Here is a 22,152-nt window from a genome sequence, read left to right as displayed (position 1 = left end):
GTCCGTCCGGCGCCACCCGGTCCGTACACTCGCCACCCCCCCACATTCACACCACGCCCCAGCTTTCACCTCTCACAGCAACGCCGTTCCAGGGAGCTGTTTTCCATGAGCGCCGACACTCCAGCCACGCGCAGCCAGTTCACCGATAGGCGGCTGCAGTTCCGCGCCTGGAGGGGCACCCGGCCATTCTGGGCTGGGCTGTTCATCCTGCTCGGCGGGATCCCGATCATGTACTTCCCGTACGCGAATCTCCAGATAGGTCATCTGACCCTGGCGATGGCCACGACCGCGGGCGCGGGTTCCCTGATCATCGGCGTGCTGCTGATCGTGCTCGGGATCAGCCTGTGGTTCCAGAAGCATGTACGGGTTTTCGCCGGCGTGGCGGCGATCCTGCTGGCGCTGGTGTCCATCCCGGTGTCCAACCTCGGCGGGTTCCTCGTCGGCTTCCTGCTCGCGTTGTTCGGCGGCGCCATGGCCGTGTCCTGGGCGCCCGGCGAGGAGCCCGCGGCGGAGCCGGCCAAGACGGATCGTACGGACGAAGGAGGCGCTCCCGCGGCCATGACGCCGGGCGGAGCGAGCGAGCCGAACGATCTGTCAGGAACGAGCCCGAGCAACGGGGCGAATGGGAGGCACCGTGCCTGAGGAGGTCCACCGCGTGGAGTCGGGAGAGCTCCGGGCGAGAACCGGGCCGCGGCATGCAGCCCCCAAGAAGCCCTTGCTGACGAGGCTGCAGATGCCCGCGGGCAAGGCGATAGCCATCGCGTCGATGCCCACGGCGATCCTCATGGGCATGGGGATCACGCCCCTCGCCCGGGCTGATGACAAGCCGTCGCCGAAGAACCTGACGATCGACGAGTACAAGGAGTGCGTCGACGCGATCGAGGAGTCCGAGGAAGGCAAGGACGCCTCGCCCTCGCCGTCCCCCTCCACGAGCGACCCCGCGTCCGACGACAAGAAGGAGCAAGAGCCAGAGCAGGGCTCCTCAGGTGAGGGCGCTTCGGGCGACAACTCCGCGGGCGGCAACTCCACGGGCAACGGCTCGTCGGACAACGGCTCTTCGTCGGATTCAGGTTCCGACGACAAGCCCGAGACCGAGCCCGAGCCCGCCGAACCGGCTCCCGAGAAGCCGGACGAAGAGGAGCCGGCACCGTCTCCTTCTCCGTCCGAGAGCAACCACCCGCTCGACCCGCTGGGCCTCGGCAAGGCGCTGGAGGACCTCTTCACGCCCGACGACAAGGAGAAGGCGGAAGAGGAGGCGGCTGCCAGCCCGTCGCCCACTCCCTCTCCGTCGGCGAACGAGGACAAGGCGGACGACGAGACCGAGAAGGCCGAGGGTGCTGCCGGGGACGCCGCGGACAAGGCGACCGACACCGTCGGGGACGCCGCCAAGGACGTCACGGACACTGCGGGCGACGCGGCAGGGAAGGCCGAGGACGCGGCAAAGGACGTAACGGACAAGGCGTCCGAGGCGGCCGAGGACACCGCGGAGAAGGCGGAGGAGGCGGCCGGTGAGGCCACCCCGTCCCCCAGCCCGTCCGAGAGCGCGGCCCCCGAGAACTGCCCGACCGCCACGGAGGACGAGGGCGGCCTCGAGAAGGGCATCCCGCCGCTGGCCGACGACCCCTGGCAGCTGGAGGCCAGCTCACTGCTGCTCAAGGGCGCCGACTACCAGGGCGTCGTCAAGGTGAAGACCGCCAACGGCTCGGTCAAGGAGGTCCTCAAGTACGTGATCTCCGACGGCACCGACATTGGCGATCTGCACCAGACCGTCGACGACAAGCGGGCCGGCGCCAAGCACCATGTGCAGGCGGGCAAGGGCACCACGTCCACCATCCGTGACGGCAAGACGGTCATGTACACGGAGAGCATCTCCGGCAACCTGCTCGGTCTGATACCGGTCACGTTCAGCCCGGAGCACCCTCCGCCGCTGAACATCCCGCTGATCTACTTCACCAATGTGAAGGTGGTCCAGGCCGCCCAGTTCGGCGGAACGCTGACCGTCCCCGGCCTGCAGCAGTTCAGCACGCCGCTCGGCTAGGTCCTGTCTCTCCGATCTTCGCGGATCAGCGCGCGGCGTCTGGTGCTGGGGGCACCTCCCACGCCCTTCAGGCAGTGGGGGAGCATCGGTGTGCGGCCGCATCGCCCTCGTACTGGACGTACTTGGGTGATGCGGCCGTGCGGCGGTGGGGGCACCGCCCGCGCGAGCGAAGCCGAGCGTGGGGGAGCCGTGCCAGGCGTCGTGCGCCCGCGAAGATCGGGGAGACCGGGCCTAGTCCCGAAGGGCTCTCCGGGAGCCGCACACACCCTGAGGGCGCCCCCTGCGCGGCGGGGGGCGCCCTCAGTGGCGTACTCGCTTCGGATACGTATCCGGGAACGCGACCGGAGTCAGCCGCCCAGGTGGTGCACCCGCACCATGTTCGTGGTGCCGGCCACGCCGGGAGGCGAACCCGCCGTGATGATCACCGTGTCGCCGTCGTTGAACTGCCCCAGCCTGACCATCTCCTGGTCGACCAGGTCGACCATCGCGTCCGTGCTGTTCACGAACGGCACGACGTGCGGCTCGACGCCCCAGCTCAGCGTCAGCTGGTTGCGGGTGGACTCGTCCGTCGTGAAGGCCAGGATCGGCTGGACCGCGCGATAGCGGCACAGCCGACGGGCGGTGTCGCCGGACTGGGTGAAGGCCACCAGGCCCTTTCCGCCCAGGAAGTCCGCGATCTCACACGCGGCACGGGCCACCGAACCGCCTTGCGTACGCGGCTTCTTGCCCGGTACGAGCGGCTGCAGGCCCTTGGAGAGCAGTTCCTGCTCGGCGGCCTGGACGATCTTCGACATCGTCTTCACGGTCTCGAGGGGGTACGCGCCCACACTCGACTCGGCGGACAGCATGACCGCGTCCGCGCCGTCCAGGATCGCGTTGGCCACATCGGAGGCCTCGGCGCGCGTGGGGCGGGAGTTGGTGATCATCGACTCCATCATCTGGGTCGCGACGATCACCGGCTTGGCGTTGCGGCGGCACAGCTCGATCAGGCGCTTCTGCACCATGGGGACCTTCTCGAGCGGGTACTCGACGGCCAGGTCGCCGCGGGCGACCATGACGCCGTCGAACGCCATCACGACGTCCTCCATGTTCTCCACCGCCTGCGGCTTCTCCACCTTGGCGATGACGGGGACCCGGCGGCCCTCCTCGTCCATGATCTTGTGTACGTCGTTCACGTCGTCGGCGTCGCGCACGAACGACAGCGCCACCAGGTCGCAGCCCATGCGCAGCGCGAAGCGCAGGTCCTCGACGTCCTTTTCGGACAGCGCGGGCACGTTCACGGCCGTGCCGGGCAGGTTGATGCCCTTGTGGTCCGAGATGACGCCGCCCTCGATGACGACCGTACGGACCCGGGGGCCCTCGACCTCGAGGACCTTCAGCTCGACGTTGCCGTCGTTGATCAGGACCTGGTCGCCCTCGGCGACGTCGCCCGGCAGGCCCTTGTAGGTCGTGCCGCAGATCGACTTGTCGCCCGGTACGTCCTCGGTGGTGATGGTGAACTCGTCACCGCGCTCCAGCTCGACGGGACCCTCGGCGAAGGTCTCGAGGCGGATCTTCGGGCCCTGGAGGTCGGCGAGGACGCCGATCGCGCGGCCCGTCTCCTCGGCAGCGGCCCGGACACGGTCGTACCGCCCCTGGTGCTCGGCGTGCGAGCCGTGGCTGAAATTGAAGCGGGCCACGTTCATGCCGGCCTCGATGAGCGAGACGAGCTGCTCGTGGGAGTCGACGGCTGGGCCCAGAGTGCAGACGATTTTGGAACGGCGCATGGGGGGATCCTAACGGTTTGTTTCACTGCGGAATATTCCGTCTGGTGGAATGTACAAAGGGGCGGAATGCCGCTCAGTTGAGGGCCTGAATACCGCCCACGGGCGCCTCAGAGGCTGCCCACAAGTGCGTACGTCTGAGTCGCGATCTCCAGTTCCTCGTCGGTCGGTACGACGGCCACCGCGACCCTCGCCCCCTCCGGCGAGACCAGCCGCGGCTCGTCGGACCGGGCGGCATTGCGCTCGGCGTCGACCGCCAGGCCCAGCCCCTCCAGGCCCGCGACCGCAGCTTCGCGCACCGGGGCCGCGTTCTCACCGACCCCCGCCGTGAAGGCGATCGCGTCCACCCGGCCGAGCACCGCGTAATAGGCGCCGATGTATTTCCGCAGGCGGTGGATGTAGATGTCGAAGGCGAGCCGCGCCCGCTCGTCCCCTTCGTCGACGCGGCGACGGATCTCCCGCATGTCGTTGTCGCCGCACAGGCCGATCAGGCCGCTCTTCTTGTTCAGCAAAGTGTCGATGTCATCCATGGACATCCCGCCAACACGCGCCAAATGAAAGATGACCGCCGGATCCAAGTCTCCGGACCGCGTACCCATCACCAGCCCCTCCAAAGGCGTCAGCCCCATGGACGTGTCCACGCACCTGCCCGCCCGGACGGCCGAGGCCGAGGCTCCGTTGCCCAGGTGCAGCACGATGACGTTGACCTCGGAAGGGTCCTTGCCGAGGAGCCGGGCCGTCGCCCGCGAGACATACGCGTGTGAGGTGCCGTGGAAGCCGTAGCGGCGGATGCGGTGTTCATCGGCGAGCTCGACGTCGATCGCGTAGCGGGCCGCGGACTCCGGCATCGTCGTGTGGAACGCCGTGTCGAAGACGGCCACCTGCGGGAGGTCAGGGCGCAGTGTCTGTGCCGTACGAATGCCCGTCAGATTGGCCGGGTTGTGCAGGGGCGCCACCGGGATCAGCCGCTCGATCTCCGCGAGGACCCGCTCGTCGATGACCGTCGGCTCGGTGAACTGCCGGCCGCCGTGCACGACCCGGTGCCCGATCGCCGCCAACTCGGGGGAGTCCAGGCCGAGTCCGTCCTTGGCCAGCTCTTCGGCGACGGCCTTCAGAGCGGCCTCGTGGTCGGCGATCGGGCCGCTCTGCTCACGTGCCTGGCCGCCGTCGGTCAGCGGGGTGTGCTTCAGGCGAGACGTCTCCTCGCCGATGCGCTCGACGAGGCCCACGGCCAGACGGCTGCTGTCACGCATGTCGAGCAGCTGGTACTTCACCGACGACGAGCCGGAGTTGAGGACGAGGACGCGGGTGCCGGTCACAGGGCGGAAACCTTCGGGGTCGGAGCCGGGGTCGTGGGCGATGGGTTGGGAGTCTGGGCCTGGGCCTGGATCGCCGTGATGGCGACGGTGTTCACGATGTCCCCGACGAGCGCGCCGCGGGACAGGTCGTTGACCGGCTTGCGCAGGCCCTGCAGAACCGGGCCGACGGCGATCGCGCCGGCCGAACGCTGCACGGCCTTGTACGTGTTGTTGCCGGTGTTGAGGTCCGGGAAGATCAGCACGGACGCCTGCCCGGCGACCTCGGAACCCGGCAGCTTGGTCGCCGCGACCGACGGTTCCACGGCGGCGTCGTACTGGATCGGTCCCTCGATCTTCAGATCGTCGCGGCTCGCGCGGACCAGCTCGGTGGCCCGGCGCACCTTGTCCACTTCCGCGCCCGAGCCGGACGTCCCGGTCGAGTACGAGAGCATCGCGATCCGCGGCTCGACACCGAACTGCCGGGCGGTGGCGGCCGACTGGACCGCGATGTCGGCCAACTGCTCGGCGTTCGGATCGGGATTGACCGCGCAGTCCCCGTACACCAGGACCTTGTCTGCCAGGCACATGAAGAAGACCGACGAGACGATCGACGCGTCCGGCTTCGTCTTGATGATCTCGAAAGCGGGCCGGATCGTCGCCGCCGTGGAGTGCACGGACCCCGACACCATGCCGTCGGCCAGCCCCTCCTCGACCATCAGGGTGCCGAAGTAGTTCACGTCCGAGACCACGTCGTACGCCAGCTCCACGGACACGCCCCTGTGGGCGCGCAGCGCGGCGTACCGCTCGGCGAAACGCTCGCGCAGCTCGGAGGTCGCCGGGTCAATCAGCTGGGCCTTGACGAGGTCGATGCCGAGGTCCGCGGCCTTCTTGCGGATCTGGTCCACCGGGCCGAGCAGTGTCAGGTCGCAGACACCGCGCCGCAACAGCACCTCGGCGGCGTGCAGTACGCGCTCCTCGGTGCCCTCGGGCAGCACGACGCGACGCTTGTCCGAGCGGGCCTGCTCCAGCAGCTTGTGCTCGAACATCATCGGCGTGACGCGGTCGCTGCTCGGGGCCGAGACCCGGCCGAGGAGGCCGCCGGTGTCCACGTACCTCTCGAAGAGGCCGAGGGCGGTCTCCGCCTTACGGGGCGTCGCCGCGTTCAACTTGCCTTCCATGCCGAAGAGTTCGGCCGCCGTCGGAAAGCTGTTGCCGGCCACCGAGACGACCGGGGTGCCGGGGGCGAGCCGGGCGGCCAGCGTGAGGACGTCGTCGCTGGGGCGCTCGTCCAGGGTGAGCAGGACGCCCGCGATGGGCGGGGTGCCGGCGCTGTGCGCGGCGAGGGCGCCCACGACGAGGTCGGCGCGGTCGCCGGGGGTGACGACCAGGCAGCCCGGGGTCAGGGCGCCGAGGAAGTTCGGCAGCATCGCGCCGCCGAACACGAAGTTCAGCGCGTCGCGCGCGAGCCCCGAGTCGTCGCCGAGCAGCACCTTGCCGCCGAGCGCGTGGGTGATCTGGGCGACCGTCGGCGCGGCCAGCGCGGGCTCGTCCGGCAGCACGTAACAGGGCACCGGGAGACGGGAGTCGAGGCCCGCGTGGATCTCCGCGCGGTCCAGCGGGGCCACTCGGTTCACCACCATCGCGAGGACGTCACAGCCCAGGTGGTCGTACGCCCGGAACGCGTTGCGGGTCTCCGCCTGCACCGATTCCGCGGTCTGCTCGCGGCCGCCCACGACGGGGAGGACGGAGGCGCCGAACTCGTTCGCCAGCCGGGCGTTGAGGGACAGCTCGTCCGGGAACTGCGTGTCCGCGTAGTCGGTGCCCAGGACGAGCACCACGTCGTAGTCGCGCGCCACCCGGTGGAAGCGGTCCACCAGCTCCGAGACCAGCTCGTCGGTGCCCTGCTCGGCCTGGAGCGTGGACGCCTCGTGGTAGTCCATGCCGTAGACCGTCGCCGGGTCCTGGGCGAGCCGGTAGCGGGCCCGCAGCAGTTCGAAGAGGCGGTCGGGATTGTCATGGACCAGCGGGCGGAACACCCCCACGCGGTCGACCTGGCGGGTCAGGAGTTCCATCACTCCCAGCTCGACGACCTGCCGCCCGTCGCCCCGGTCGATCCCGGTCACGTACACGCTGCGCGTCACGTGTGCTCTCCGTTTCCTCACTGGTCGAAATCAGCCGCTATCGTGGGGGCCGTGCGTGCCCTCTTGACAATACCTCTGAGCATGGTTAGGGCACCCGTCCCGGCGGGGCGGGAAATCGCTGTCCGGCAACCGGCCGGCAAGGGCCACTCAGGTCCCCCGTGAAACAATCGGACCGGCTCACACGTACCGACAGCGCACGACAGTTCACAAGCACCGACAGCCCTTACGTACCAAGCAGCGAGCAGGAGAAACAGCACGATGCGTATCGGAGTTCTCACCGCAGGCGGCGACTGCCCGGGGCTGAACGCAGTGATCCGGTCGGTCGTGCACCGAGCCGTCGCGCACTACGGCGACGAGGTGATCGGCTTCGAGGACGGTTACGCGGGACTGCTCGACGGCCGCTTCCGCAACCTCGACCTGGACGCGGTCAGCGGCATCCTCGCCCGCGGCGGCACCATCCTCGGCTCCTCCCGCCTCCAGCGCGACCGGCTGCGCGAGGCCTGCGAGGGGGCCGAGGACGAGATGCGCGAGTTCGGCATCGACGCGCTCATCCCCATCGGCGGCGAGGGCACGCTCACGGCCGCCCGGATGCTCTCGGACGTCGGCCTGCCGGTCGTCGGCGTACCGAAGACGATCGACAACGACATCTCGTCCACCGACCGCACCTTCGGCTTCGACACCGCGGTCGGCGTCGCCACGGAGGCGATGGACCGGCTCAAGACCACCGCCGAGTCGCACCAGCGCGTCATGGTCGTCGAGGTCATGGGCCGCCACGCCGGCTGGATCGCGCTCGAGTCCGGCATGGCCGCGGGCGCCCACGGCATCTGCCTGCCCGAGCGGGCCTTCGACCCCGGCGACCTGGTCAAGATGGTCGAGGAGCGCTTCGCCCGCGGCAAGAAGTTCGCGGTCCTGTGCGTGGCCGAGGGCGCCCACCCCGCCGAGGGCACCATGGACTACGGCCACGGCGAGATCGACCAGTTCGGCCACGAGCGCTTCCAGGGCATCGGCACGGCACTCGCGTACGAACTGGAGCGGCGGCTCGGCAAGGAGGCCAAGCCGGTCATTCTCGGCCACGTCCAGCGCGGCGGCACACCGACGGCGTACGACCGCGTGCTCGCCACCCGCTTCGGCTGGCATGCCGTCGAAGCCGCCCACCGGGGCGAGTTCGGGCGGATGACGGCGCTGCGCGGCACGGAGATCGAGATGGTGCCGCTGGCGGAGGCGGTCACGGAGCTGAAGAGGGTGCCGAAGGACCGGATGGACGAGGCGGAGTCGGTGTTCTAGAGCGGGGTTCTGGAGCGGGCTCTGCTCATGGGGCGTGGCGCTGGACGGCGGACCAGAAGTGGTCGACGACCTGGTCCAGGTAGTCCCGGGCCGCGCCCGCTTCAACCGCGACCGTCCCGTTGCCCCAGCTCATGGTGGGCGCCATCTGCAGCTGGTACTCCATGTACAGCGACTCGAGTACGTCCTCCACGAGCCGCCGGTCCAGCGGTAACAGCTTGCTGACGGGACGTACGTACGCCTGCCAGCGTGTGGAGCACGCGTTGCGCAGCAGCTCGGCGAGCTTCGGGCGGCGTCCGCTGACGGTGACGAGATCCGGCAGCGCGAGGCCGAGCACCTCGGCGAGGGCCGCGGACGCACGCTCGTTGCCGCGCCACTCGTTTCTCTCCTCCATCCGCAGATACACGGCGAGTTCGAGCCCGACGGCCTGCGCGACATCCTCCGCCGGGATACCGCGCGCGAGCCGGAACTCCCGCAACGTCTGTGGCGCGCCGATGAGTTCGGCAGGCGAACACCACAACACGCCCGCGAGCGCGACGAGTTCGGCGTTGCCGGGCGCCGCGACGCCTCTCTCCCAGGCGGCGACGAGGTCGGGTGTCACGTAGGGCAGTCCGTACGAGGTCTGCATCCCGTACGCGACATGCTCTGGTCCCATACCGAGCGCGGTGCGGAGTCTGCGGGCGGCGGGAGCGTTGAAAGGGGGAATGGGTTCAGGGGGTGGCGACTGGTGCACGTGCACAACGTAGGGGTGCGGGACTGCGGTGACTACGGTCTGTTCGGCCAGGATCACGGATCGTCGGATTCTACGGTTTCGGAAGTCCGTCCGATCCTGTCCGATACGTGTCCGAGCTGGCCGAAGATCATCTGGCGAGCGCTTGCTCCCGGCCAGGAGGATGGCGCCGTACGTGCCCGTGCTCGCGGGCAGCGCAAGCGTGAAGGGACGGCACCGGTATGAGCAGCATCGACGGCCACATTCGCGAGCGGCTCCTGGCGCCGAACTTCTGGCATCTGGCGACGGTCGCACCGGACGGCACACCGCAGGTTTCGCCCATGTGGGCGGATATCGAGGACTCGTACGTCATGGTCAACACGTCGATCGGCCGCGTAAAGATCGACAACTTGCGGCGCAATCCGTACGTTTCGCTGTCCCATCATGACGCCGAGAACCCCTACGACCGGGTGGAGATCCGGGGGCGGGTCGTACGTTTCGTCGAGGGCGAGGTGGCTGAGCGGGCCATGGACCGGCTGGCCCAGAAGTACATCGGCGAGGACCGCTATCCGTGGCTGCTTCCCGGGGAGCAGCGGGTGATGCTGCTGATCGAGCCGACGCGGGTGCGGCATGTGGTGGGGGTGGAGAGGTTCCGGCCTGGGGTGCTGCCGGAGGGCTCCGCTTGAGGGCTGGTTGGGCGCGCGTCAGAGGGTTGTGGTCGGCCCGGAGCATGCGCCATGCGCCATGCGCCATGCGGCGCGGAAGTGATCGCCGGACTGCGCTCGGCTCACGAACCACCGACGACGAATCGTCGACGACGAACCACTGATGGCAGGACTCCTGAGTACAACCCTGGCCCGGCCACGCGGGTCTTGTTCGCGTGGACTCTGCGCCGCACCCAGGCGCAGGGCGTTGATCAGGAGATGCACCATGCGAGTCACTGCCATTCGTCGTACCGTCCTGACCGCTTCCGCGGTCTCCTTAGCGCTTCTGGTCACCGCCTGCGGTGGCAGCGAGCAGGGCGGTGAGGACAAGGAGGCGAAGGGCGGCGCCAAGTCCGAGAAGCCGGCGGCGAAGGCGCTCGCCGCCGCCGAGCTGGAGAAGCTCGTGGTCGCCAAGGGCGACGTCGAGGGCCACGAGATCACGGAGCCGGGGAAGGACGACGTTTTCGAACCCGACGCCCTCTCCTCCGTCGAAAAAGCCGAGTGCAAGCCCGTCGCTCAGGTGCTGTCCGCCCTGCCTGCGGGCGAGCCGGCGGCGACCGCCCAGCGGCTCGTCGTCCAGGAGCCCGAGGGGGCCAAGAAGGACATGCCCTCGACGGAGGAGCTCGCGGACATGACGGAGAAGGAGGCCGAGGAGGCGATGCTCGACTCGCTCGACGTCACCAAGACGATGACCTCCCTCTGGTCCTACGACGCCGACGGCGCCGAGCAGACCCTCGCCACACTGCGGGAGGCCGGCAAGAAGTGCGCCGGGGGCTTCACCATGACGATCGACGGGGAGAAGCAGCAGGTCACCAAGGTCAGCGAGGAAAAGCTCTCCGCCGGCGAGGACGCCGTCGCCTGGACCGTGGGTACGAAGCAGAGCGCCGCCGCCGACACCAAGGTCGTCGTCTTCCGGCAGGGCACCACGCTCGCAGGGTTCTCGTCCTTCAACATCGCGGCGATCACCCGAGGCGAGGCGTTCGAGCTGCCGACCGCCGTCATTGACGCGCAGGCGGCCAAGCTCGGCTGATCCGTACACCTGCTGAGCGGAGCGGGGTCGGGGACTGGAAACGGGGCGCAAGTCACTGCGCCAGCCTCGACCCTGCTCGCAGTAGGTGGTCCGGCCTTTCCGGAATCATCTGCCGTCCCGTGTGTAAGAAGCGTCCGCTGCCGGACACAGACACGGGTGGAGGGGATGTGGACACCAACGCAGACGAGCAGCGCTTCACCGAGTTGTACACCCGGCATCGCACTGCCGTGGAGCGCTACATACGCCGCCGGGTGGTGCCGGACGAGGTTGCCGACGTCCTGTCAGAGGTGTTCCTCGCAGCGTGGCGCCGACTCGATGAGATACCGCATGCCAAAGCCCTGCCATGGTTGTACGGCACAGCCCGGCGGACTCTCGCCAACGCCCACCGTGCCGACCGGCGTCGCGGCAGCCTGGTTGAGCTACTGGCATCCCAGCCGTGGCAGCACCCCCATGATCATGCCGAGTCGCAGAGTGAGCGCATGGCTCTGGCTCTGGCCTTCGAGGCACTCAGCGACTCCGATCAGGAGATCCTGCGTCTTTCCGTATGGGAGGCGTTGCCATCTCGTGAGGCCGCAGTAGTTCTTGGCTGCTCCCCCGCAACCTTCCACGTGCGCCTCCACCGGGCGCGATCCCGGCTGCGGCAGCGATTGGTGGACGTGCGGACCGCCGAACAGAACGACGGGGATCCGCCCGCGCAGCGAAGCACTCGGACGAGCATCGGGAGAGCAGATGCGTGACATGAAGGAAGCGCTGCGTGCACTGGATCCGGCCGGACTGGCGGGTGCGGACGAGACCGCCAGTCAGGCGCAGGCCCGACTGGAAGCGATCGTTGGTACACCGCGCCCGGTACTCGCAGCCCGTACTCGTGACCGCCGGTCGAGGCGCTGGGTGCTTGCCGGGGTCTCTGTGGCCGCCTCTGTGGCCATCGGGTTGGTCGTGGCCGACCCGTTCGGCTCAACAGCCCAGCCTGCCTACGCTGTTACACCACGGCCGCTGTCGTACCAGCCTGCCGACAGGCCAGCCGATCAGGTCCTCGAAGAGATCGCTCTTCGTGTCGCGAGCCTCCCGGACGACCGGCCCGCTACCTGGTCGGTCGAGCGCTTCGTCCAGGAGAGTTGGTCACTGTCCACTCGCGTCGATGGCCTGCAGGTCACCTCTGCGGTGATCCCGGAGTACCGAGTGACGTGGGAGAAGCCGGATGGCTCCAGCCGTTGGACCGTGAAGACGCTGCCACCGCAATTCCAGAACACCGAACAGCGGAAAACCTGGGAGGCTGCTGGCGCAGTCGGCGATGCCCCCGAGGAATCGTCCGGCAGCGCACCGTCCACGACACCAGCCGGTGAGCCGCCCTCCACTCCGGGGGGCATGCAGAAATGGCTGGCCACGGGGCAGACTTTATTGACCCCTGGCCTCGCGTTCGAGGTCGTGCCCGAGCGGTTCATGGATCACGTGTTCTCCCCTGCCCAGCGGGCCGCCCTGCTGCGTGTCCTCAAGAACATGGATGGAATCGTCTACGCAGGCGTGGTGCGGGACCGAGCAGGCAGGGAGGGGCAGGCCTTCTCCCTGACAAGCGACTTCGGCGGTCTCCCAAACAAGCGGACGCTGGTATTCGACCCCTCCACCGGATCTCTCCTCGCTTACGAGGAAGAGCTGACCAGCGATCCAGGCGCCCTCAACGTGAAGACGCCGGCAGTCATCGACTATTCGACGTTTCTGACAGCCGAGCGTCTCCCTTGAGCGCAGCCCGGCACTCGGTCAGACGGTTATCAGGCCGATCGTGGGCTCCCGCGGAAGATCCAGAGCCGCGGCGTGCCCGTCCTCGTCACCGTCGACGTGCAGGGACAGCCCCTGCGCGTCCAGCATGAGAGTGCCTCCGCTCTTGCCCTTGACCTTGAGGCGCTTGCTTACCACTCGGCCTCTGCAGGTCGCAGAGCCTCATCGCCCACCGGACCGAACTCGCGCTCGTCGGCCTCGATGACCTCGCGGAGCTTGGCCATCGCCAGCCACTGCTCCAGAGCCTCGGAGACAACGGCTGAGAAGCCGGTCTTCCCGGTGCGATCCTCGACCTCTTTTATCAACGACTGTGGCAGGGAGACGGACCGCTTGCCTGCCCGCTCCGGAATGGGGGGAACGGCTTGAGTGCTCACACGCAAAATGTAACGCCACTGGTAGGAAAGGAACTTGGGCATAACGGGGCGCGAGCCACCGCGCCAGCCCCGACCCTGCTCACAGTAGGTGGTCGGCCTTTCCGGCCTTGATGTCCCGGATGAGGGTGCGGAGGGCTTCGCGGGTGTCGGTGAGGTAGTGGTCTTCTTGGCCGGCCAGGGCTATGTAGGCGTTGCCTTGGGGGTCTGTGCCTATGCGGAAGCAGTTGTTTCCTTCGGCGCAGAAGGGCTCTTCCCAGGTGATCTCGGGCATGGTGGCTCTCCTCAGAGTTGGCGGACGATGGTCTGGATGAGGTCGCGCGAGTCCTTCGGGCTCAGCGTGTGAGCATGCCACCAGTCCATGTGAGCCCGGTACTTGGCGAGTTGGGCCTCGGAGTGGGTGAACTCGCCGCCGTGCGCGGAGTCCAGGTGGACGGTGTCCAGTTGGGGTACGGCGCCCTCGGCGTACAGCACCGCGTGCCCAGCACCGGGGAACGCCCCGGCCTCGACGGGAAGTACGCGCAACTCGACGTTCTCCCGCTCGGATGCCTCGCACACGTGCAGCAGCTGCTCGCGAGTCGCTCGGCGCCCGCCGAACTGCATTCGCAGGGCCCACTCGTGCACGTACGCGACGTACTCGACGGGCTGGTCGTTGTCGAGTACCTGCTGCCGTCGCATGCGCTGTACGACGCGGAGTTCGACCTCTGACTTGGGTAGCGGCGGCAGCGCGGCGGCGAAGATGGCGCGGGCGTACTCGCCGAGTTGCAGCAGCCCGGGGATGTGCACGGTCTGATAGCTCCGCAGTCGTGGGGCGAACCACTCCAACTCGGCGACGTCCAGCAGCCCTTGGGGGAGTGAACCCCTGAATTGCTCCCACCAGCCCCGCTTGCGTACGTCGGCCATGGCGACCAGCGCGTCGACGTACGCCTTGTCCGCGCAGTCGTAGTTGCTGGCGAGTATCCGGATCCGTTCGGGCGAGGTAGCACGGATACCCGACTCCATGTTGGACACCTTCGTGCGGTCCAGCCCGAGTAGCCCTGCGGCGTACTCCGTGGTCCGGCCGGCCGCGAGCCGCATCTTGCGCAGCTCGGCACCCAGCCGCTTCTGACGTTCCGTCGGCGCTGGCCGTGTCGGCATCGACACCTTCCTCCCCGATTGGTCGGGCTCAGTCTGCACCTTGCGCTGCGTACCGGTCCACTTCAGGAGGGGCAATGATTCCAAGCATGTGGCACGCGTACCACTGAAAGCTCTACAGTCGGTGACGCATCGCTTACGGCCTGACGCGGTCGGAGGTGCGTCGCGCGAGCCTGCCCAGGTTCTCCTTCCCTGGGAGGGGTGGGCTTGCGTCAGGGAGGCAGGCCACCGGTCGGGTCGAGACGTCGACGTCCGTCAATTCACCGAGTTCTCAAGGGAGTTCCGTATGCCCGCAACAGCTGTTTCGGTCTGTTCCGTCGTCGACGACGTGTCGGTGGCAACCCCGTCACCGTCACCCGACGCCCTCGCGTACAGCCTCACGCTTCCCGCCGATCTGACCAGCCCTCGCATCGCTCGGGCGACGACCAGGGCGGTCCTCCAGTTGCATCGGCTGGAGGACGTGACGGATGCGGCGGTTCAGGTGGTGGGTGAATTGGCCGCGTGTGCTTGCCGGTTCACGTCGGGGGCCGAGGTGTATCTGTCGCTGCGTTGCCGGGAGGAGGCGTTGCGGGTGATCTTCTACGACGGGCATCCACGGCATACGCATCCTCGGCTGGCGGCGGCTTGTGATGTGCGGCGGAGGGCGGCGTTGCGGGTGTTGGGGTGCGTGGTGCGGGCTTGTGAGGGGGAGTGGGGGTTCGGGGAGGCGCGGGAGCCTGGGGGCGGGACTCGGATGTGGGCGGTTTTGCCTTGGCGGGGGGCTCGGGGTTATGCGGGGGTGGGGGGTGAGGTGGGGTGAGATGCGAGCCGGGGCGCTATTCCTGATCTTCGGCCCAGATGCGGGCTTGGGTGGCTCGGTCGGGGGCGTCGGCGCGGGTGAAGGCTTCGGCGGCCTGGAGGTAGCAGGCGCGGGCGTCGGCGGGACGCTGGGCAACCTGGTGGGCGAGGGCCAGGTTGTGGAGGGTCTGGCCTGCCCCGTACCAGTCCTCGAACTCCCGGAAGATCTCCAGGGCCCTGCCGTGCGCCTCGACCGCCTCCTCCACCCGGCCCGCCTGCCGCAGGGCGAGGCCGAGGTTGTTCCACGCGATGCCCTCGCCGTGGCGGTCCCCGGCCGCCCGATACAGGTCGCGGGCGCGGGTGTGGGCGTCGACTGCCTCCTCCACCCGGCCCGCCATCCGCAGGGCGAGGCCGAGGTTGTTCCACGCGGCGGCCTCGCGGTGGCGGTCCCCGGTGGCCCGGTGCAGGTCGCGGGCGCGGGTGTGGGCGTCGATCGCCTCCCCCGCCCGGCCCGCCTCCTGCAGGGCAATGCCGAGGTTGTCCCACGCGCCGGCCTCGCGGTGGCGGTGCCCGGTGCCCCGGTACAGGTCGCGGGCGCGGGTGTGGGCGTCGATCGCCTCCCCCGCCCGGCCCGCCTCCCGCAGGGCGGCGCCGAGGTTGTTCCACCCGACCGCCTCGGCGAGGCGGTCCCCGGCGCGGTGGGCGGCCTCCCGGGCGGCACGGCCGACGGTGATCCAGTCGTCGAAGGACCGCCGCCAGGACAGGTACTCCGCCAGGCTTGCGGCCAGCCGCACCGCCGCATCCGCGTACCGCTCCTCCCCCGCCCACTGCACCGCCGCCACCAGCCCGGCCCGCTCCCCGTCCAGCCAGCCCAGCGCCTGCGCCCGGTCCGCGAACCGCTCCGGCTCCGGCATCCCCGGCAGCCACCGCAACCGGCCGTCGGCGGCTTTCGCCCATCGGTAGTAGAACTTCAGCACCCGGTCCCGCGCCGCCTCCCCCTCCTCCACCAACTCCGCATCCCCTGCCACCACACCCGCGCCGAACGCCCGCACCAAGTCATGCAACCGCCACCGCACACCGGAAGCCGAGCCCTCGCCGCCCTGGACCGGCGTAACCAGATGGGTGGCGGCGAGATCCTCCAGCAGGCCCAGGGCGGCCTCCATGTCGAGGTCGGCCAGGGCAGCCACGGCCTCCGCGCCCGTCTCCGTACCGGGGGCGAGGGCGAGCAGGCGCAGCAGCCGGGCCTGGTCGGGTGGGAGACGGCGGTACGACGTTTCCAGGACGGGGCGGAGCACGAGCGAACGGCCGTACAGGTCGGTGCCGCGACTGCCGTTGTCGAGTACGGCGGTGGGGTCGGCGGCCTCCTTGATCTCGGTCACCAGCGAGGCGATGTCGCGATGGCGGCGCCGGCGCAGCATGGCGGCGGCGATCTGGAGGGCGAGGGGCAAGTGGCCGCAGAGGGAGGTCAGTTCGCGGAGGGCGTCCTGTTCCCGGGACGGGCGGTCGTCGCGTTCGTCGGCGTTGTGGAGGGCGCGGGTCACGAGGGCGGCGGAGTCGTCCGGGGCGAGTGTTTCGAGGTCGATGAGGCGTACGGGGAGGGCGTCCGGGCGGTCTCGGGAGGTGATCAACACCCGGTGGTCGTTCGTCCGGGGCAGCAGGGGGAGGAACTGGGACGGGTCCGAGGTGTTGTCCAGGATCAGCAGCGTCCGATCCTGTCGCTCGGCGAGGAGGGCGTGGTACGTGTCGTACTGGCGTGCCGTCGTCTGTGGCAGATCCGGGCCACGTACGCCGAGGGCGTCGAGGAGGGCGAGGACGGCTTGGTCGGCGGTGACGGGGGCGTCGTCGTAGCCGCGCAGGTCGACGAAGAGCGTGCCGCCGGGGAACCAGCCCTTCGTGCAGGCCTGGTGGGCGGCCTCCACCGCCAGTGCCGTCTTGCCGATGCCGCCCATGCCGGTGACGGCGAAGATGAGGAGAGGGAGCGCGGGGGCTCCGTCCGGGGCGGGTTCGAGGCGGGGGAGCAGGCGGCCCATTTCCGCCGATCGGCCGGTGAAGCCGAGGGGGCGGGGCGGGAGGGTGGTGGTCGCGGTGGGTACCGGGCCGTGGGACTGCTGCGGCGTACCGGTTCCGTGGTGCGGGCCTTCGCCTGGGTTACTGTCCGTCGCCGTGCGGTGGTTGGCCGACCGACTTGGCGGTGAAGGGGCCGGGGAAGGTGCTCCCCCGGAAGTCGATGTGGTCTCCGCTGTACGTGGGGGCGTCCGTGGAGCTGCGAAAAGGGCGCTCCTGGGAGGCGGAGTCATGAGGCTGCGGGGCAGTCGGCTTCGGTTGCAGCTCGTGGAGTACGGCGACCGCCGCCCTGGCCGCGTTCGCGGCGGCCCGGGGCTGTGAACCCCCGGCGTCCGCACGGGACTTGTCCGCGTCGGCCTTGTCGCTGATGCCCCGGATGATCAACGCGCCCCCCTCACCTGCGAGGTGAACCGCGTGGGCGACGCCGGAGCTTTCCATCTCGATGGCGACGGCGTCGTTGTAGCTCGCCCTGATGCGTTGGGCGAGTTCGGAGTCGCTGTCCGCGAGGACGACGTCCCCGACCGCGATCGGCTTGAAGTGGACCTTCCCGTTGAAGTGGGCCTTCCCGCGCAACGCCTCCTTGGCCGCCTGCTCCAGACGGAACGAGGCGCGCCATGCCTCCGGCCGGTCGAGGAAGCCGTCGGGCGTCTGCTTGCCGCCGTGGATGGCGTACACCTTGGTCGCGACCACGACGTCGCCGATGCCGATGTCGTCCTTCAACCCGCCGGCGACGCCCACGAAGAGCACGGCCTCGGGGGTGAGCCACGTCATCACCCGCTCGGTGATCGTGGCGGCCGTGAGCGTGCCCTCGCCGATGTCGACCAGGGCGACGTGCCAGGGGGTGCCGGGGAGCTTCCCTCGCCTGGCCCGCGTGCCGGTGCGCTCATGCGTGAGCTTCTCGACATCCGTGAGGTGGTCGAGTACGGCGTCGTATTCGAGGGACAGCGCGGTGAGGATCGCTACGGTGGGCATTGTCTCCGGCACGCTCTCAACGGTACTGCCAAGTTGCGTGTCCAGAGCGTGTGTTGGACGGGGAGGGCGCGGCGTACCGTGATGTCACGCGAGGTTCGAAGGCGGCACGGGGGACGGCGCGATGACGAACGGGTACGACGGGGACCACCTCGACTTCCGGGGAGTCAAGGTCACCGGTCCCTTCACCGCGAAGGCGGAGTACCACCAACACGGGCCCGCGCCCACCGCGCTGGACGCCCTGCCCGCGAGAGCGGTCGGCTTCACCGGCCGGGATGGCGAACTGCGTGCGCTGCTGGACGCGTTCGACCCGTCCGCGCCCGAGCGGCCGGCTGCCGTGCTGGTCGCGGCGGTGTCCGGGCTCGGCGGCATCGGCAAGACGGCGCTCGCGGTGGAGGCGGCGCACGAGGCGTGCGAGCGAGGGTGGTTTCCCGGCGGGGTGCTCTTTGTCGACCTGCACGGATACGACGATGATCCCGTTACGGCGGATCAGGCTCTTCAGGCCTTGCTGCGGGCCCTGGGCATCGAGCCCGAGCACATTCCGGCCACGGCGGATGAGCGGGCTGCGCTCTATCGTTCGACGCTCGCCCAGCGTGCCCAGGAGCGCGGGTCCGTGCTGGTCCTTGCCGATAACGCGTCCTCGCCGGCGCAGATACGTCCGCTCCTCCCTGGGCGCGGCGAACGGCACCGTGTTCTCGTCACCTCCCGTGACCGGTTGCCCCAACTGGGCGCGAGGCTCCTGCCGTTGGACGAGCTGACGCCGGAGGAGGCGTACGACCTACTCGACCTCGCCTTGCGAATCGCCAACCCCGATGACAGCCGATGCGCGGACGAAGCCGAGGTGGTCTCGACTCTCGCCGAACGCTGCGGCCATCTTCCGCTGGCCCTGCAGATCGCCGCCGCGCTGCTGGTGGCCGAGCGGGACAAGCCTGTTGCGGAGCTCGTCGCCGAACTGACCGAGTTTCGCGACAGACTCGATCACCTCGACGACGGCGAGCGCAGTGTTCGCGCGGCCTTCGACCTTTCGTATCGCCGTCTGCCGCCCGATCAGGCTCGCCTGCTGCGGCTGCTGGCGCTTGCACCGGGCTCGGACACGAGCGCTGAGGCGGTCACGGCTCTCGCTGCGACGAATGTGTTTCCAGCGCGCGCCCTGGAAGCCTTGGCCCGTGCGCATCTCGTGGAGAGGGGAAGTGGTCGGCGGCGGTGGCGGCTGCACGGACTGGTGCGGGCGTATGGCGCGAGTGTGGTGGCCGGAGATCCGGATTTGACGGAGGAGGGGGAGGCGGCGAGGGAGTGGTTGCTGGAGTTCTACTGGCGGTGTGCGGATGCCGCCGACGACCATCTGCGATGGTTGCCGGGAATGCCGGAGCCGGGGCGTTTCGCGGGGCGGGCGGAGGCGTTGGCGTGGCTGGACGCGGAGCGGGCGGGGTTGATTGCGGCGGTGCAGTGGGGGGTGGAGGAGCGGTACGCGTTCACCGCCGTGATGCTGGCCGAGTGTCTGGTGAATTACCTGGAGTGGCGGCGTTACTTCGACGACTGGATCACCGTCGGCCGTGTCGGTCAAGAAATCACCCACCGTGCGGGGGACCGTCTCCGGGAGGCCGTGGCGTGGAACAGCCTGGGTATCGCCCTGTGGGCGGCGGGCCGGGTGGCGGAGGCCATTGACGCCCTTACATGTGCTCGCGACCTGTTTCAGGCCACCAAGGACCGCCGTCGCGAGGCCGAGGCGTGGAACAACCTCGGCGGCGCCTTCCGGGAAGCGGGTCGGGTGGCCGAGGCGATCGACGCCCTTACACGCGCCCGCGACCTGCACGAGGCCGTCGGGGACCGCCACGGCGAGGCGTTCACCTGGAACAACCTCGGCCTGACTCTGCAGGGGGCGGGCCGGGTGGCGGAGGCCATTGATGCCCATACCCGCGCCCGTGACTTGTACCAGGCCGCCGAAGATCGCCGCCGCGAGGCTGCCGCATGGAACAACCTCGGCTGCGCCCTGCGGAAGGCGGGGCGTGTGGCGGAGGCCATCAGGGCATTCGGCCAGGCCATGGAGATCCACCGGGAGTTCGGGGACTGGTACGGGGCGGGCCAGACCTTCGAAAACCTTGCCCTCGCCCACGCATCGGCCCACCGCCCGACCGAGGTCCGCACCGCCTACCTTCAAGCCGCCGACGCCTACACCCGGGCCGAGGCCCTGGACGAAGCCGACCGAGCACGCGTCCGCGCGGAGGCGACAGACCCCAGGCCCGCCTCCTCCAATTCTCACCCCTTAACAGCCCCACCCAAAGCAAACCCCCCACCCAACCTCCGCGCGACGAGCACATACAACAAAATCACCGGCGTCGAGTAAATAACCGAAAACGCAGCCAACTGCCCATAAACCACCGTCCCCCGATTCCCGAAGAAATCATTGATGCTCACCGAAGCCGGCATCTGATCCGGACTCAGCAGCAGCATGAACGGCACAAAGAAGTTCCCCCACATCATCACGAACGAGAAGACCGTCACCACTCCCACACCCGGCCCCATCAGCGGCAGCACAATCCGCAGCAACGACTGGAAGCTGGACGCCCCGTCCGTCCAGGCCGCCTCTTCCAACTCCTTCGGCACCCCGTCCATGAAATTTTTCATCAGCCAAATGGCAAAAGGCAGTTGAGAAGCCGCGAAGAAGAAGATCGTGCCCTGCATGGTGTCGATCAGGTCCACCTGTACGAACAACGCGTACACCGGAACCATGATCGCCGTGATCGGCAGACTCGTGGCGAAGAGAATCGTCAGCAGGAACGGCCGGTTGAGCCGGGACCGGAACCGTGACAGCGGGTACGCCGCCAGAGCCGCGCAGACGACCGTCAGCAGGGTCGCCCCGCCGCACAGGATCAGGCTGTTGAGCAGGGGCGTGAAGGTGATGTCGGGTTCGAGTACGGCGTCGAAGTTGTCCAGGGTGACGCCGTCGGGGATCTTCACCTGCAGGCCGGCGTCCGGGTCCAGGGCGGAGAGGACCACCCAGGCCAGTGGCAGGACGAAGGCGGCCGCTACGACGAGGAGGCCGGCGTCGGCGGCGTAACGGCGGTTGGCGCGGCGGGACTTGAGGGTCGGAGGCACGGGCATCTCAGACCTCCGTCCGCAGCAGTCGCAGATAGACGACCGAGAACAGCGAACCGACCACGAGAAGCAAGAGCGCCACGGCAGTCCCGTACCCGATCATGCTCTTCTGGAAGGCCTGTTCGTACATGAAGAGGGGGAGGGTCTGGCTGCGGTTTCCCGGGCCTCCTCTCGTCATGACCCAGATCAGGCCGAAGACCGACAGCGTCTGCAGCGTGTTGAGCATCAGGTTCGTACCGATGGAACGTCTGATCATCGGGAGCGTGATGTGCCACATGCGGCGCCAGCCGCCCGCCCCGTCGACCTCCGCGGCTTCCGTGATCTCCTTCGGGATCTCATTCAGCGCCGCCGAGTACACCAGCATCGAGAAAGCCGTGCCCCGCCATACGTTGGCGAAGGAGACGGCCAGGATCGGGAGCGTGAACAGCCAGTTCTGGGACGGGAGATGCAGCCAGTCCAGAATGGCGTTCAACGTGCCTTCGCCGCGGAAGAAGGCGTACAGGAGGAAGCCTGCTACGACTTCCGGTAGTACCCAGGCCGTGATCACGATGCCGCCCGTGAGCGTGCGAACGGGCTTTGACGCGCGCTGCATCAGCGAGGCGAGGGCCAGGCCCAGGGTGTTCTGGCCGATGAGGGAGCTGAGGACGGTGAACACCAGCGTCAGCCATACGGCGTTGAGGAACGCCGCGTCCTGGAAGGCCTCGCGGAAGTTGTCGAAGCCGACGAACGACGACTCGGCCTGGCCGGTGAGCTGGAGGTCCGTGAAGGCGATGTAGGCGCAGTACGCGATGGGGCCCGCGAGGAAGAGGACCAGGAGGACGACGGCGGGGGAGACGGGGAGCGCACGGGTGAGTGCGTGGCGCAGGGAGCGGCTCTTCGGCGTGGGCGGTGGTGCGGTCGGTCCCGGCGCGGTCTTGGCGACGCCGGGACCGGCCGGGGGCGCGGCGGTCATGAACGGCTGCTCACTTCTCGCTCGACCTTCTCGCTCAACTCCCGCTTCTCGC

20 protein-coding genes are annotated in these 22,152 nt (G+C 68.9%); 8 read left to right on the top strand and 12 right to left on the bottom strand.

Annotation, left to right across the window (positions count from 1 at the left end; genetic code table 11):
- The first annotated feature begins 105 nt into the window (after positions 1–105).
- A complete protein-coding gene (locus tag OHT21_RS13685; protein ID WP_328768555.1) occupies positions 106–642 on the top strand; it encodes a DUF6114 domain-containing protein in 537 nt (178 codons plus the stop codon).
- Positions 635–2,038, top strand: coding sequence for a hypothetical protein (locus tag OHT21_RS13680; RefSeq protein WP_328768554.1), 1,404 nt, complete (start codon positions 635–637; stop codon positions 2,036–2,038). The genes OHT21_RS13685 and OHT21_RS13680 overlap by 8 nt, the downstream gene beginning before the upstream one ends.
- A 347-nt stretch (positions 2,039–2,385) precedes the next feature.
- Here the strand turns inward: OHT21_RS13680 and pyk are convergent, their stop codons facing one another.
- The 3 genes from pyk to pta all read right to left on the bottom strand — a co-directional run bounded on the left by pyk (position 2,386) and on the right by pta (position 7,240).
- Complete coding sequence (pyk, locus tag OHT21_RS13675; protein WP_328768553.1) at positions 2,386–3,804, bottom strand: pyruvate kinase; 1,419 nt, start codon at positions 3,802–3,804, stop codon at positions 2,386–2,388.
- A 107-nt stretch (positions 3,805–3,911) separates the two neighbouring features.
- Complete coding sequence (locus tag OHT21_RS13670; RefSeq protein ID WP_328768552.1) at positions 3,912–5,120, bottom strand: acetate kinase; 1,209 nt, start codon at positions 5,118–5,120, stop codon at positions 3,912–3,914.
- The gene (gene pta, locus OHT21_RS13665; protein WP_328768551.1) at positions 5,117–7,240 is read right to left on the bottom strand and encodes a phosphate acetyltransferase; all 2,124 of its coding nucleotides are present in this window, start codon (positions 7,238–7,240) and stop codon (positions 5,117–5,119) included. Before pta ends, OHT21_RS13670 begins: the two co-directional genes overlap by 4 nt.
- A 258-nt stretch (positions 7,241–7,498) precedes the next feature.
- Between pta and OHT21_RS13660 the strand changes: the two genes are divergently transcribed.
- Positions 7,499–8,524, top strand: coding sequence for an ATP-dependent 6-phosphofructokinase (locus tag OHT21_RS13660; protein WP_328768550.1), 1,026 nt, complete (start codon positions 7,499–7,501; stop codon positions 8,522–8,524).
- Positions 8,525–8,549: 25 nt separating this feature from the next.
- Here OHT21_RS13660 and OHT21_RS13655 read toward each other — a convergent pair whose 3' ends face one another.
- Positions 8,550–9,176: a helix-turn-helix domain-containing protein gene (locus OHT21_RS13655; protein ID WP_443050362.1), complete on the bottom strand. Its 627-nt coding sequence runs from the start codon at positions 9,174–9,176 to the stop codon at positions 8,550–8,552.
- Between the two features lie 296 nt (positions 9,177–9,472).
- On the opposite strand from OHT21_RS13655, the gene OHT21_RS13650 reads away from it, so the two are divergent.
- The 4 genes from OHT21_RS13650 to OHT21_RS13635 all read left to right on the top strand — a co-directional run bounded on the left by OHT21_RS13650 (position 9,473) and on the right by OHT21_RS13635 (position 12,701).
- Positions 9,473–9,916: a PPOX class F420-dependent oxidoreductase gene (locus tag OHT21_RS13650; protein WP_328768549.1), complete on the top strand. Its 444-nt coding sequence runs from the start codon at positions 9,473–9,475 to the stop codon at positions 9,914–9,916.
- 244 nt (positions 9,917–10,160) lie between these two features.
- On the top strand, positions 10,161–10,964 hold the full coding sequence (locus OHT21_RS13645) for a hypothetical protein (RefSeq protein ID WP_328768548.1): 804 nt from the start codon (positions 10,161–10,163) through the stop codon (positions 10,962–10,964).
- A gap of 167 nt (positions 10,965–11,131) precedes the next feature.
- Positions 11,132–11,701 carry an RNA polymerase sigma factor gene (locus OHT21_RS13640; protein WP_328768547.1) on the top strand — a complete coding sequence of 190 codons (570 nt, stop codon included), beginning with the start codon at positions 11,132–11,134 and terminating at the stop codon, positions 11,699–11,701.
- Positions 11,694–12,701 (top strand): CU044_5270 family protein, encoded by a 1,008-nt coding sequence (locus OHT21_RS13635; RefSeq protein ID WP_328768546.1) that lies wholly within the window; start codon positions 11,694–11,696, stop codon positions 12,699–12,701. Before OHT21_RS13640 ends, OHT21_RS13635 begins: the two co-directional genes overlap by 8 nt.
- A gap of 18 nt (positions 12,702–12,719) precedes the next feature.
- Here the strand turns inward: OHT21_RS13635 and OHT21_RS13630 are convergent, their stop codons facing one another.
- The 6 genes from OHT21_RS13630 to OHT21_RS13605 all read right to left on the bottom strand — a co-directional run bounded on the left by OHT21_RS13630 (position 12,720) and on the right by OHT21_RS13605 (position 18,067).
- Positions 12,720–12,875 (bottom strand): hypothetical protein, encoded by a 156-nt coding sequence (locus tag OHT21_RS13630; RefSeq protein WP_328768545.1) that lies wholly within the window; start codon positions 12,873–12,875, stop codon positions 12,720–12,722.
- Positions 12,869–13,111: a hypothetical protein gene (locus OHT21_RS13625; protein WP_328768544.1), complete on the bottom strand. Its 243-nt coding sequence runs from the start codon at positions 13,109–13,111 to the stop codon at positions 12,869–12,871. The genes OHT21_RS13630 and OHT21_RS13625 overlap by 7 nt, the downstream gene beginning before the upstream one ends.
- A 79-nt stretch (positions 13,112–13,190) precedes the next feature.
- The gene (locus tag OHT21_RS13620) at positions 13,191–13,382 is read right to left on the bottom strand and encodes a hypothetical protein (RefSeq protein WP_328768543.1); all 192 of its coding nucleotides are present in this window, start codon (positions 13,380–13,382) and stop codon (positions 13,191–13,193) included.
- A gap of 11 nt (positions 13,383–13,393) precedes the next feature.
- Positions 13,394–14,245, bottom strand: a complete 852-nt coding sequence (locus OHT21_RS13615) for a helix-turn-helix domain-containing protein (protein WP_328768542.1) — start codon at positions 14,243–14,245, stop codon at positions 13,394–13,396.
- An 812-nt stretch (positions 14,246–15,057) separates the two neighbouring features.
- Positions 15,058–17,049, bottom strand: coding sequence for an ATP-binding protein (locus OHT21_RS13610; protein WP_328768541.1), 1,992 nt, complete (start codon positions 17,047–17,049; stop codon positions 15,058–15,060).
- 118 nt (positions 17,050–17,167) lie between these two features.
- Positions 17,168–18,067: a 5'-methylthioadenosine/S-adenosylhomocysteine nucleosidase family protein gene (locus tag OHT21_RS13605; protein WP_328768540.1), complete on the bottom strand. Its 900-nt coding sequence runs from the start codon at positions 18,065–18,067 to the stop codon at positions 17,168–17,170.
- Positions 18,068–18,176: 109 nt separating this feature from the next.
- Here OHT21_RS13605 and OHT21_RS13600 point away from each other — a divergent pair, with 109 nt between their 5' ends.
- On the top strand, positions 18,177–20,396 hold the full coding sequence (locus OHT21_RS13600; RefSeq protein ID WP_328768539.1) for a tetratricopeptide repeat protein: 2,220 nt from the start codon (positions 18,177–18,179) through the stop codon (positions 20,394–20,396).
- Here OHT21_RS13600 and OHT21_RS13595 read toward each other — a convergent pair.
- Together OHT21_RS13595 and OHT21_RS13590 are read right to left on the bottom strand one after the other, a co-directional pair.
- Positions 20,309–21,154, bottom strand: coding sequence for a carbohydrate ABC transporter permease (locus tag OHT21_RS13595; RefSeq protein ID WP_328768538.1), 846 nt, complete (start codon positions 21,152–21,154; stop codon positions 20,309–20,311). The genes OHT21_RS13600 and OHT21_RS13595 overlap by 88 nt on opposite strands.
- Before the next feature lies 1 nt (position 21,155).
- A complete protein-coding gene (locus OHT21_RS13590) occupies positions 21,156–22,100 on the bottom strand; it encodes a carbohydrate ABC transporter permease (RefSeq protein WP_328768537.1) in 945 nt (314 codons plus the stop codon).
- Between the last annotated feature and the right edge of the window lie 52 nt (positions 22,101–22,152).

The organism is Streptomyces sp. NBC_00286, assembly GCF_036173125.1.
Classification (GTDB): domain Bacteria; phylum Actinomycetota; class Actinomycetes; order Streptomycetales; family Streptomycetaceae; genus Streptomyces.
The sequence above is the reverse complement of the archived record's forward strand: the minus strand, read 5'-3'. Positions and strand labels throughout refer to the sequence as shown.

Excerpts from the sequence above, each read along its gene's own strand:
- OHT21_RS13650 (WP_328768549.1), top strand. The coding sequence starts at position 9,473 with ATGAGCAGCATCGACGGCCACATTCGCGAGCGGCTCCTGGCGCCGAAC.
- pyk (WP_328768553.1), bottom strand. The coding sequence starts at position 3,804 with ATGCGCCGTTCCAAAATCGTCTGCACTCTGGGCCCAGCCGTCGACTCC.
- OHT21_RS13645 (WP_328768548.1), top strand. The coding sequence starts at position 10,161 with ATGCGAGTCACTGCCATTCGTCGTACCGTCCTGACCGCTTCCGCGGTC.
- OHT21_RS13685 (WP_328768555.1), top strand. The coding sequence starts at position 106 with ATGAGCGCCGACACTCCAGCCACGCGCAGCCAGTTCACCGATAGGCGG.
- OHT21_RS13615 (WP_328768542.1), bottom strand. The coding sequence starts at position 14,245 with ATGCCGACACGGCCAGCGCCGACGGAACGTCAGAAGCGGCTGGGTGCC.
- OHT21_RS13655 (WP_443050362.1), bottom strand. The coding sequence starts at position 9,176 with ATGGGACCAGAGCATGTCGCGTACGGGATGCAGACCTCGTACGGACTG.
- OHT21_RS13620 (WP_328768543.1), bottom strand. The coding sequence starts at position 13,382 with ATGCCCGAGATCACCTGGGAAGAGCCCTTCTGCGCCGAAGGAAACAAC.
- OHT21_RS13660 (WP_328768550.1), top strand. The coding sequence starts at position 7,499 with ATGCGTATCGGAGTTCTCACCGCAGGCGGCGACTGCCCGGGGCTGAAC.
- OHT21_RS13600 (WP_328768539.1), top strand. The coding sequence starts at position 18,177 with ATGACGAACGGGTACGACGGGGACCACCTCGACTTCCGGGGAGTCAAG.
- OHT21_RS13590 (WP_328768537.1), bottom strand. The coding sequence starts at position 22,100 with ATGACCGCCGCGCCCCCGGCCGGTCCCGGCGTCGCCAAGACCGCGCCG.
- OHT21_RS13595 (WP_328768538.1), bottom strand. The coding sequence starts at position 21,154 with ATGCCCGTGCCTCCGACCCTCAAGTCCCGCCGCGCCAACCGCCGTTAC.
- OHT21_RS13635 (WP_328768546.1), top strand. The coding sequence starts at position 11,694 with ATGCGTGACATGAAGGAAGCGCTGCGTGCACTGGATCCGGCCGGACTG.
- OHT21_RS13610 (WP_328768541.1), bottom strand. The coding sequence starts at position 17,049 with ATGGGCCGCCTGCTCCCCCGCCTCGAACCCGCCCCGGACGGAGCCCCC.